Raw genomic sequence first — 9681 nt, 5'->3', positions numbered from 1 at the left:
TCATGCCCGCGCACACCCCTGTGGAGCGCCCCTCGCGCCGGCTCGGCGCCTGCGGGCCCCCGGGCGCCGGGCCGCTGCGCCGGACTCCGTCCGGCGGCGCCGCCACTGCCGTCCGGCCCCGCGCTGCGTACTCTCGTTCCGAGGAGCACCCGCCCGGGGTGCGGGGCACGGGGAGAACCGAGGCGTGGTTCGGCTGGAGCCAGTGAGCGCGGCCGCGCTCGCCGCCTACGCGGGCGCGGCGGAGTACGTACTCCTCGCGGACCGCGACGACGGCACCGTGGTCCGCTGCGGGGACGTCGTGGCCAAGGCGCACGCCGGCGACAGCGATCCCGAGGCCCTGGCGGTACGGATCCGCCTGGCCGGGGACCCGGCGCTGGCCGGGGTCCTGCTGCCCCCGCTGCACACCGGGCTCGGCCAGGTCGGCTCGCGGCCCGTCTCCTTGTGGCCCTACGGCGCTCCGGTCGCCCATGACCGCCCCGAGGAGGCCCCCTGGGAGCCCGCCGCCGAGCTCCTGGCCGCCCTCCACCGGACCCCGCTCCACCACCTCCCCTACCCGGTCCCCCCGATGCGCGGCCCGGCGAAACTCGCCCGCGCCCTCCACCGCCTCGACGCGGCGCACCCGCCCCGGGCCCGCGTACGGGCGTCCGCCGGGCAGGGCCATCCCCTGGAGCCGGCTCCGCCCGGCGCAGCACCCGGGGGACGGCCGGCCGGGGTCAGGATCCCCGGGTGCCCGGCGGGCGACGTGGACGCCGACGCCGCGCGGATGGCGCGGCTCGTTCGGGTCGCGGCGGCCACGCTCCCGGGATGGGCCCGGGGGGAGGGGCCGGCGCCGTCCGGCGGGGCGCTCTGCCACGGCGACCTCCACCTCGGGCAGTTGGTCAGGAGCCCGGCCGGGGGCTGGCGGCTGATCGACGTGGACGACCTGGGACTCGGCATGCCCGCCTGGGACCTCGCCCGGCCCGCGGCCTGGTACGCCGCCGGGCTGCTGGACACGGAGACCTGGCTGCGCTTCCTCGACGCCTACCGCGCTGCCGGCGGTCCCGCGGCCGGTGCACCCGGCTGCGATCCCTGGCCGCGACTCGACCTCGCCGCCCGCGCCCTCACCGTGCAGACGGCCGCGCTGGCCCTCGTCAAGTCCGCCCGCGAGCGGCGCCGACTCGACGACGTGGAGCGGCTCATGGTGGAGGCCTGTGCCCGAATTGCCTCCCTCCCGCCCGACTTGGAGCCGAAGGCTCCGTCGTAGGGTGAGCCTCACGCCACCGGGTACGCATCCGGTGTCGACGCGAACGGCGAGGAGTTGATCCGGTCATGCAGTGTCCGAAGTGTCACGCGATGATGCACACCTACAACCGCAACGGTGTCCAGATAGAACAGTGCAGCGGCTGCCGCGGCATCTTCCTCGACTACGGCGAGCTGGAGTCGCTGACCCGCCTGGAGTCCCAGTACACCGCTCAGTACGGCCAGGTCCCGCCCCCGGCCGCACCGCCGGCCCCGGCCCCTGCCGCGTACCCGCAGCAGCACGCCGCTCCCGCGCCCGCCTGGGGCGCCCCGCAGCACGGCGGCTACGGCCACGGTCACGGCCACCGCAAGGGCGGCTTCGGCCGGATGCTCTTCTCCTCCTGAGCCCCGGGGGAGACACGCGAAAGCCCCGGCCGTGGGAACGGCCGGGGCTTTACGGACAACTGGTGCGCGATACTGGGATTGAACCAGTGACCTCTTCCGTGTCAGGGAAGCGCTCTCCCGCTGAGCTAATCGCGCGGGACCACGTTCACGGTGCGAACACCGCAGGTGGCGGGTGTGGAGCTTACTGCGTGCGCGATACTGGGATTGAACCAGTGACCTCTTCCGTGTCAGGGAAGCGCTCTCCCGCTGAGCTAATCGCGCGGGGATCCTTGCGGACCAGTGGACGATACTGGGATTGAACCAGTGACCTCTTCCGTGTCAGGGAAGCGCTCTCCCGCTGAGCTAATCGTCCTTGGAGGTGGAGACGGGATTTGAACCCGTGTAGACGGCTTTGCAGGCCGTTGCCTCGCCTCTCGGCCACTCCACCATGGAGCAAGCAGGGGGTCCTCGGGAAGATGATCCCCCACCTTTGAGCGGACGACGAGACTCGAACTCGCGACATCCACCTTGGCAAGGTGGTGCTCTACCAACTGAGCTACGTCCGCAGGTCGCCGTGTTCGCTCCGGGGTTTTCCCCCTTCGCTCCCTGGCGACGTGTTGAACTCTAGCGGATTCCCGGGCCAGCTCAAAAACGCGTTTCCGCAGCGTGCTGCCGCCCGATCACCGCCGGTCACCCGGCAGACGCCTCACCGGCGCCCGGGCGTCACCGGTCATAGACTCGCAGCCGTGCACGACCTGCCTCCCCTCGCCCGCTTCGGCGGCCTTCTCGCGACCGATCTCCGAGATGTCACCAGTGATCCCGCCGCCCTGGACTCCACCGGGTTCTGGGCGGTGACGGCCGATTTCGAAGGCCGACTCGTCTGCGCGCGCTTCGGGGACATACGCCCCGACCCGGTGCCGGCCCCCGCCCCCGGGGCCTGGCGCGGCCCCGACGCCGACGAGTGGACCTCCTCCCTCGACCGCGCCGCGTACACCGCCGGCGTACGCCGCATCCGCGAGCACATCGAGGCGGGCGAGGTCTACCAGGCCAACCTCTGCCGCGTGATGTCCGCGCCGCTTCCCGATCCGGCGGGCGCCGATGTGGACGCCCTGACCGCGCTGCTCGCGCGCGGCAACCCGGCCCCGTATGCAGGAACGATTCGGCTGCCGGCCCACGGCGTCGAGATCGCCACCGCGTCCCCCGAGCTCTACCTGCGCCGCAGCGGCCGCCACGTCGAGTCCGGCCCGATCAAGGGAACCGGCCGCACCGCCGCCGATCTGCTGCCCAAGGACCACGCCGAGAACGTGATGATCGTGGACCTCGTGCGCAACGACCTCGGCCGGGTCTGCGCCACCGGCTCCGTGACCGTCCCCGAACTGTGCGCGCTCGAAGAGCACCCGGGCCTCGTCCACCTCGTCTCCACCGTCGCCGGGGAACTCGCCGAGGGCGCCGGCTGGCCCGAGCTGCTCGCCGCGACCTTCCCGCCCGGCTCCGTGACCGGAGCTCCCAAGTCCTCCGCCCTGCGGATCATCGAGGCCCTGGAGACCGCCCCGCGCGGCCCCTACTGCGGGGGCATCGGCTGGGTCGACGCCGACCGGGGCACGGCCGAGCTCGCCGTCGGCATCCGGACCTTCTGGATCGACCGCACGGCCCCCGGCGGCCCCCGGCTGCTCTTCGGAACCGGCGCCGGGATCACCTGGGGCTCCGACCCCGACCGCGAGTGGGCGGAGACCGAGCTGAAGGCCGCCCGGCTGCTGCGGGTAGCGTCGGGAGCGATCGAAGCGCACGTGACCGGTGTGACGGGTGCGGCCGGCGCGAGCGGGGCGATCAGCGCGATCGGCGCGATCGATGCACAGACGGACGAAAGCGGGAGGACCGTACAGTGAGGATCTGGCTCGACGGGGCACTGAGGGACGCCGACGAAGCGAAGGTGTCCGTGTTCGATCACGGCCTCACCGTCGGCGACGGGGTGTTCGAGACGCTCAAGGCGGAGCGCGGGACGACCTTCGCCCTCACCCGGCACCTGGAGCGGCTGACCCGCTCGGCCCGCGGCCTCGGCCTGCCGGACCCCGACCTGGACGAGGTGCGCCGCGCCTGCGCCGCCGTACTGGAGGCCAACCCGCTGCCGCTCGGCCGGCTCCGCGTCACCTACACCGGAGGCGTCTCCCCGCTCGGCTCCGACCGCGGAGAGGCCGGCCCGACGCTGATCGTCGCCCTCGCCGGGACCACCCGCCGCCCCGACACCACCGCCGTGGTCACCGTGCCATGGGTGCGCAACGAGCGCTCCGCCGTGGTGGGCCTGAAGACCACCTCGTACGCCGAGAACGTGGTCGCGCTCGCCGCCGCCCACCGGGCGGACGCCTCCGAGGCCCTCTTCGCCAACACTGTCGGACGGCTCTGCGAGGGCACCGGCTCCAACGTGTTCGTCGTCCTCGACGGGCAGCTGCACACCCCGCCCGTGGCCTCCGGCTGCCTCGCGGGCATCACGCGGGCCCTCGTCGCCGAATGGTGCGGGGCCAAGGAGACCGACCTGCCCTTCGAAGCCCTGGAACAGGCGGAGGAGGTCTTCCTCACCTCCTCCCTGCGCGACGTCCAGGCCGTCGTACGGATCGACGGGCGCGAGCTGGGCTCCGCTCCCGGCCCCGTCACGGCCGAAGCCATGCGGATCTTCGACGAGCGCTCCGCCGGGGACACCGACCCCCGCTCCTGACCGGGACCGGACAAATCTGCTGTGCTTCGGGCCGCAGGGCGGGTAGAACTCGACTGATGACCACCACCCTGCGGCCGAGCGGGCCGCTTCAGCAGAGCACCGGCGGGGCGCGCTCGCGCCCGTACGAGATCCGCGTCAACAGCAGGCGCGTCGGCGCCCTGCTGCTCGCCGCCGACACCCCCTTCGGGCCGACGGTCGCCGAGATCCGCGAACTCGTCGTCGAGGAGCCCGACCGCCGGCGCGGCCGCGCCACGGTCGCCGCGCTCGCCGCCGAGGAAGTGCTGCGCGGCTGGGGCTGCCGGCGCGTCCGCGTCTCGGTCCCGGCCGACTCGGCGGGCGGCCTGCGCCTGGCCGCCGCCCTCGGGTACGCCGAGTACAGCCGCAACATGGCCAAGGAACTCCCCGCCGAGCCGCCCGCCCTGTCCGAGGGGGTGGCCGGCCGCCCGATGACGGAGGCCGAGTTCGAGACCTGGCACGCGGCGGCGCTGGAGAGCTACGCGCAGAGCTGGATCAGCCGCGGCATGCCGGCCGGGGCCGCGCGGACGAAGTCGGCGAACGACCACGCGTCCATGCTCCCCCTGGGGCTGGCCACCCCCGACGTCAGCTTCTCCGTGCTGGAGGCGGCCGGCGTCCCCGTGGGCACCGTGTGGGTCGCGCCGAACGGCGGGGACTCCTACGTCTTCGACGTCGCCGTCGCCGAGGAGCACCGCGGCCGCGGCTACGGCCGGGACCTGATGCTCCTCGCGGAACGCACCGCCCTCGCGGCCGGCCACCGGGTGCTCGCGCTGCACGTCTTCACCGACAACGTCCCGGCCCTGCGGCTCTACGAGTCCCTCGGCTACCGGACGACGAACTTCAACTACGCCAAGGACCTGATCTAGGGAGCTCGGGCCCGAAGGGTCCTGCCGAGGCCGAGGCCGGGGCCGGGGTCGAGGTCTGGGCCGAGGTCGGGTCCTAGGCCTCGTCGCCCGCGGCGAGCAGTCGGTCGGCGATCTCCTCGATGCGCGCGCGCAGGCCCTCCTGGCTCTTGCCGCCGTCGAGGCGCTCCCCGCCGATCACGTACGTCGGGGTGCCGGTCACGCCGATCGCCTTGCCCTCGGCCTGGTCGGCGTCCACGATCAGGATGTGCCGGCCGTCGATCAGGGCGGTGTCGAACTCCTCGGCGTCCATGCCGAGTTCACGCGCCACCTCGACGAGTACCGACTCGCCGGCCTTGCCGAGTTCGGCGGTACGGGCCAGGACGGCCTCCACGTAGGGCCAGCCCTGCCCCTGCTCGGCGGCCTCCTCCGCGGCCTGCGCCGCGGCGAAGGCGTGCTTGTGCTTCTCCAGCGGGAAGTGGCGCAGCCGGATGTCCAGCCGGTCGCCGTAGCGGGCCCGCAGGGCGCGTACGTCGTCCAGGGCGCTGTGGCAGTCCGGGCACTGAAGTTCGCACCAGACGTCGAGGATCACGGAATCGGTCATGCGGACAGTCTCCCAGCCCGCGCAGACGGGCACGGACCGGGACCTCGGGAGGAGACCGGACCCGGAGATGTCCCGGAGATCCGCCCGTGGGGGCCCACGACCGTGGCCAGGGCGAGGGTCGCCGGTGCAGGATGGATGGGGACAGAACGCCCGGCCCGCCGGCCGGGTCCGACCGACCGATCCGCCCCCTGGAGGCCCCGCATGCTCGCCGAGACCATTTGCTCCGCGGTGTCCGCGGCGGGCCTGGGCATCGCCGCGCTGACCGCCTACCGCAAGCGATTCCTCGCGGCGACGCGGATCGCGGCGTACTCGCTGGTGCCCGTCGGCCTGGTGATGACGGGCGTCGTGGCCTGGGCGACCGGAATCGTCTTCAAGCCGACCGTCTGGGCCGGGTTCGCCGTGCTGGGACTGGCATGGCTGCTCTTCGTGACCACCCGCGCGATAGAGCGGCGCGGACTGGGCGCGGGGGAGGGGGAAGCGCAGCGGAAGAGGCCGAAGGCCGCCAAGGGCCGCCCGGCCCAGGAGGCCGTCGCCCCGGCCGCTTCCGCGCCCTCGCTGGGTGACGGCGCCCGCCCGCGGCCGACTCCGGCCACCGCCCCCGCCGAGGACTTCTCCGACATCGAGGCGATCCTCAAGAAGCACGGCATATGACCGCGCAGCGGCCGGGACGCAGGCGGCTGCGGAGCCGCCCGCTGTGGCCCCGGTCGCGGCGGCGATCCGGGACGGGAACCACCTGATCGGACGGGATCCGGTGAACTCGCGCGTTCCGTCTGGCGTGTTGAGCGGCGCGCGCCGGTTCGCTGGGCCATCATCGCCCCGACATGCTCGACACATCGCCGGGTGAGCCGGCCGTTCCCGCGCCGGCCACCGTCCCCGTCGCCGAGGAGCCGCGAGGCTGCCTCTTCGCGCTCTCCCAGCCGCCTCTGATGATCTTCCTAGGCGTGATCGGCGGATTGCTGCTGATCGCCGCCGTGCACGATCTCTTCCTGCTCTGAGCCCGGCTCCGTGCCCAGCTCCGATTTGCGCCGGGCCCGGTACGCCGCCACGTGCAGCCGGTTACCGCAGGTGCGGCTGTCGCAGTAGCGCCGGGAGCGGTTGCGGGACAGGTCGACGAAGGCCCGCCGGCAGTCCGGGGCCTCGCAGCGGCGCAGCCGCTCCTGCTCGCCCGAGACCACGATGAAGGCCAGTGCCATGCCACCGTCGGCCGCCAGGTGGTCACCCACCGACGCGCCCGGGGCGAAGTAGTGCACGTGCCAGTCGTAGCCGTCGTGGTTGGTCAGCTGGGGGGTGGTGCCGGCCGTCGCGACCAGCTCGTTGATCAGCACGGAGGCGATGCGGGAGTTCGGCGCCGCGAAGACCTGGGCGAATTTGCCGCGCACCGTGCGCACGCCGGCGAGGTCGCGGGCGCTGAGCTCGCCGACGTCGCTGATCGCGTACTCCTGGACGAAGCTGCGCAGCGCGTTCACGTCCGCCAGCCCGTCGGGCTGCTCCGTCTCGGCCGTGGTGTTCACCAGCGCGACGACGACGTCGAGCGCGCGACGGGTGTCGTGGGGGATCTGCACGGGGTCTCCCTGAAGGGCCGGGCCTGCGGTGACGGTCTGCTGCCGCCGCCGCTGGCCGACTCTAGCGGGTCACCCCGAAACGCACCGGCGCCGTCCACGCGGGTGGCTCCCGCATGGACAGCGCCGGCACTTCCGTATGTGGTTGTCCGCCGTGCACCGTCGCCCCGAGTCGGACGGTGTCGTGCGGCCCCCGGCATCGGCCGGGGGAGGGTTCCCTCTGTAGGCCTGGCTCAGGATTCGGCCAGGATGTGGGAGAGCTCCTTGTCGAGGTCGAAGTGCCGGTGTTCGGTTCCTGGTGGAACCGCGGCGTCCGTCCGCTTGAGGAACGACTCCAGTGCTCGGGCGGGTGCTTCGAGCAGCGCTTCTCCCTCCGGTGAGCTCAGGGCGATGCAGACGACCCCCTGACCGTGACTCCGGGACGGCCAGACACGGACGTCGCCGGTACCGGTGGGCCGGTGAAGACCCTCCGCGAGGAGGTCGCGGGCGAATACCCATTCGACCGTCTCCTCGGCGCCGGTGTGGAAGGTGGCGTGCACGGCGTAGGGATCGGCCGTGTCATACCGCAGGCCCGCGGGAACAGGCAGTGAGGACTCGCTCGACACAACGAGGCGCAGGTGCAGCTCGCAGCTGACCGTGGTGTTCATAAGCGCCAGGGCCTTTCGCTCAGTGTGCGCTCGGGGATTCGCACGTCGGCGAAATCGACATGCCACCTACGGTGCCGTTGTAAACCCCTCTGACCGTTTTGCGGACCTCTGGGTCCCTCGGACGGCGGATCCAAACCACCATTCACGTGTGCTGGGACCTCCGGTAGATTCGTCCCCATGAACACGGGGAGTGACCGCGAGACCGACGAGTCCGCAGCCGAATCCAAAGCCGGATCCGCGTCCGGATCCGCGTCCGGATCCGCGTCCGGATCCACCGCCGAGGAGGCGCCGCACGTCTCGAAGGCGCCGGCCTTCATCAAGGCCCGCCGCGGCCTGCACCTGAGCTGGCAGGTCGGCGTCTTCGTCGTCGGCCTCGCCGTCATCGGCGCCGGCGTCGCCATGCTGGTCCTGCCCGGACCGGGCTGGGTGGCGATCTTCGCGGGGCTCGCGATCTGGGCCACCGAATTCGCCTGGGCCCACCTCGCCCTGCGCTGGACCAAGCGCAAGGTCAGCGAAGCCGCCCAGAAGGCCCTGGATCCGAAGGTCCGACGCCGCAACATCATCCTGACCAGCGTCGGGCTCGTGATCGCGGGTGTCCTGATCGGCTTCTACCTGTGGAAGTACGGGCTCGTGCTGCCCTGGAACCTCAAGGACCAGTGAGCCCGCCCGACCATGGCGGAGAGCACCGCTGACATGCGGTAATGTTTGCGGTGCGTCCGGGCGATTAGCTCAGTGGGAGAGCACTTCGTTCACACCGAAGGGGTCACTGGTTCGAACCCAGTATCGCCCACCCGGACCAAGAGGCCCGGAGACTTTCACAGTCTCCGGGCCTCTGGCTTTTTCACCCGTCCGGCCCCGGCCCCCGGCCCGCCGGGTTACCTCAGTCGGCCGATGGCCTCCCGCAGCCGCCGGGCGTCGCGCAGCCGCTTCTCGTAGGTGGCCCCCACCACCAGCAGCAGCACCCCCGCCAGCGCCGGCGGCAGCCAGCGCGGCAGCGCGTCCACCACCTGGACCACGTACGGCGTCAGCTCGTGCAGGGCCACCGCCGCCAGCGTCGCCCCGCCCAGCAGCAGCGGCGCCCGGAGCCGGCCGCGGGCACCGGCCAGGGTCACCCCGAGCGCGGCCGTCCCCAGCAGCAGCGGCCGCAGCCAGTGCGGATCGCCCCACACCGCGAGGGTGCTCGGCAGCAGGGTCGCCGCCAGACCCGGCCCGTACGCCGTCCAGGACCCGGCCAGCGGGTCACGGCGCCGCCGCAGGAATCCCACGGCCAGGGCCGCCGCCGTCACCGGCAGGGTGTAGGCCTCGGGCACCGTCACCTCCGAAGCCGCGAGCCGTACCCAGGTCGCCGCGAGGAACAGCGCCCCGGCCGGCCAGCCCGCCGCCGACCGGCGCTCGGGCCGTACCGCCGCCAGCGCGCACACCACACCGGCCAGCGCCAGGACCAGCGCGAGCACCGGAGCGTCCCCCGTGGCCAGGGCCACCGCGAGGAGGCCCGCCGCGGCCGCGGCGGCCTCCGCCGGGACCCGTACGGCGCCCAGCCGCGGCCCGAGCGCCGCCACCGCCGCCGGGACCACCAGCACCGGCGGCGCCCACCAGGCCACCGGACGCTCCAGCAGGGCGCCCAGCGCCACCGCGAGCAGCGCCGCGTACCCGACGGCGAGCGCCGCCGCCCCGGCGCGGGCCCACGTCGGCGCGGGCCGGT

10 protein-coding genes, 6 tRNA genes and 1 pseudogene are annotated in these 9681 nt (G+C 73.3%); 8 read left to right on the top strand and 9 right to left on the bottom strand.

The window, feature by feature from the left end; translation table 11 throughout:
- Positions 1 to 202 precede the first annotated feature (202 nt).
- Both ABZY57_RS30545 and ABZY57_RS30540 read left to right on the top strand, forming a co-directional pair.
- Positions 203 to 1243: an aminoglycoside phosphotransferase family protein gene (locus ABZY57_RS30545; RefSeq protein ID WP_356517422.1), complete on the top strand. Its 1041-nt coding sequence runs from the start codon at positions 203 to 205 to the stop codon at positions 1241 to 1243.
- Positions 1244 to 1308: 65 nt separating this feature from the next.
- Positions 1309 to 1623 (top strand): zf-TFIIB domain-containing protein, encoded by a 315-nt coding sequence (locus ABZY57_RS30540; RefSeq protein WP_356517420.1) that lies wholly within the window; start codon positions 1309 to 1311, stop codon positions 1621 to 1623.
- Between the two features lie 60 nt (positions 1624 to 1683).
- Here the strand turns inward: ABZY57_RS30540 and ABZY57_RS30535 are convergent.
- From ABZY57_RS30535 to ABZY57_RS30515, 5 genes are all read right to left on the bottom strand, one after another.
- Positions 1684 to 1758, bottom strand: a tRNA-Val gene (locus ABZY57_RS30535).
- Between the two features lie 54 nt (positions 1759 to 1812).
- Positions 1813 to 1884 (bottom strand) — tRNA-Val (locus ABZY57_RS30530).
- A gap of 19 nt (positions 1885 to 1903) precedes the next feature.
- A tRNA-Val gene (locus ABZY57_RS30525) sits at positions 1904 to 1975 on the bottom strand.
- 1 nt (position 1976) lies between these two features.
- Positions 1977 to 2050: transfer RNA gene (locus ABZY57_RS30520), tRNA-Cys, on the bottom strand.
- A 45-nt stretch (positions 2051 to 2095) separates the two neighbouring features.
- Positions 2096 to 2168, bottom strand: a tRNA-Gly gene (locus ABZY57_RS30515).
- A gap of 180 nt (positions 2169 to 2348) precedes the next feature.
- Here ABZY57_RS30515 and ABZY57_RS30510 point away from each other — a divergent pair.
- From ABZY57_RS30510 to ABZY57_RS30500, 3 genes are read left to right on the top strand one after another with little or no spacing between them, the layout of a single operon-like run.
- Complete coding sequence (locus ABZY57_RS30510; protein ID WP_356517418.1) at positions 2349 to 3488, top strand: chorismate-binding protein; 1140 nt, start codon at positions 2349 to 2351, stop codon at positions 3486 to 3488.
- Positions 3485 to 4312 (top strand): aminodeoxychorismate lyase, encoded by an 828-nt coding sequence (locus tag ABZY57_RS30505; protein WP_356517416.1) that lies wholly within the window; start codon positions 3485 to 3487, stop codon positions 4310 to 4312. Before ABZY57_RS30510 ends, ABZY57_RS30505 begins: the two co-directional genes overlap by 4 nt.
- A gap of 56 nt (positions 4313 to 4368) precedes the next feature.
- Positions 4369 to 5193, top strand: coding sequence for a GNAT family N-acetyltransferase (locus ABZY57_RS30500; protein ID WP_356517414.1), 825 nt, complete (start codon positions 4369 to 4371; stop codon positions 5191 to 5193).
- 73 nt (positions 5194 to 5266) lie between these two features.
- Here ABZY57_RS30500 and ABZY57_RS30495 read toward each other — a convergent pair whose 3' ends face one another.
- Complete coding sequence (locus tag ABZY57_RS30495; protein ID WP_356517412.1) at positions 5267 to 5773, bottom strand: DsbA family protein; 507 nt, start codon at positions 5771 to 5773, stop codon at positions 5267 to 5269.
- Between the two features lie 201 nt (positions 5774 to 5974).
- Between ABZY57_RS30495 and ABZY57_RS30490 the strand changes: the two genes are divergently transcribed.
- Complete coding sequence (locus ABZY57_RS30490; RefSeq protein ID WP_356517410.1) at positions 5975 to 6424, top strand: hypothetical protein; 450 nt, start codon at positions 5975 to 5977, stop codon at positions 6422 to 6424.
- A gap of 284 nt (positions 6425 to 6708) precedes the next feature.
- On the opposite strand, the gene ABZY57_RS30485 is transcribed toward ABZY57_RS30490, so the two are convergent.
- Both ABZY57_RS30485 and ABZY57_RS30480 read right to left on the bottom strand, forming a co-directional pair.
- Complete coding sequence (locus tag ABZY57_RS30485; protein WP_356517408.1) at positions 6709 to 7335, bottom strand: CGNR zinc finger domain-containing protein; 627 nt, start codon at positions 7333 to 7335, stop codon at positions 6709 to 6711.
- Between the two features lie 230 nt (positions 7336 to 7565).
- Entirely contained in the window at positions 7566 to 7979 is a 414-nt protein-coding gene (locus tag ABZY57_RS30480; protein WP_030011909.1) for an SsgA family sporulation/cell division regulator, read from the bottom strand.
- 177 nt (positions 7980 to 8156) lie between these two features.
- On the opposite strand from ABZY57_RS30480, the gene ABZY57_RS30475 reads away from it, so the two are divergent.
- The gene (locus ABZY57_RS30475; protein ID WP_356517406.1) at positions 8157 to 8639 is read left to right on the top strand and encodes a TIGR02611 family protein; all 483 of its coding nucleotides are present in this window, start codon (positions 8157 to 8159) and stop codon (positions 8637 to 8639) included.
- A gap of 58 nt (positions 8640 to 8697) precedes the next feature.
- Positions 8698 to 8769: transfer RNA gene (locus ABZY57_RS30470), tRNA-Val, on the top strand.
- An 85-nt stretch (positions 8770 to 8854) separates the two neighbouring features.
- Here the strand turns inward: ABZY57_RS30470 and ABZY57_RS30465 are convergent.
- Positions 8855 to 9681: pseudogene (locus ABZY57_RS30465) on the bottom strand (hypothetical protein); the annotation flags it as partial.

Origin of the sequence: Streptomyces sp. NPDC006450 (assembly GCF_040612195.1) — a bacterium.
GTDB lineage: Bacteria > Actinomycetota > Actinomycetes > Streptomycetales > Streptomycetaceae > Streptomyces.
Note: the sequence above shows the minus strand (reverse complement) of the source record. Positions and strands in the feature narration are given on the sequence as shown.

Excerpts from the sequence above, each read along its gene's own strand:
- ABZY57_RS30540 (WP_356517420.1), top strand. The coding sequence starts at position 1,309 with ATGCAGTGTCCGAAGTGTCACGCGATGATGCACACCTACAACCGCAAC.
- ABZY57_RS30500 (WP_356517414.1), top strand. The coding sequence starts at position 4,369 with ATGACCACCACCCTGCGGCCGAGCGGGCCGCTTCAGCAGAGCACCGGC.
- ABZY57_RS30495 (WP_356517412.1), bottom strand. The coding sequence starts at position 5,773 with ATGACCGATTCCGTGATCCTCGACGTCTGGTGCGAACTTCAGTGCCCG.
- ABZY57_RS30490 (WP_356517410.1), top strand. The coding sequence starts at position 5,975 with ATGCTCGCCGAGACCATTTGCTCCGCGGTGTCCGCGGCGGGCCTGGGC.
- ABZY57_RS30480 (WP_030011909.1), bottom strand. The coding sequence starts at position 7,979 with ATGAACACCACGGTCAGCTGCGAGCTGCACCTGCGCCTCGTTGTGTCG.
- ABZY57_RS30475 (WP_356517406.1), top strand. The coding sequence starts at position 8,157 with ATGAACACGGGGAGTGACCGCGAGACCGACGAGTCCGCAGCCGAATCC.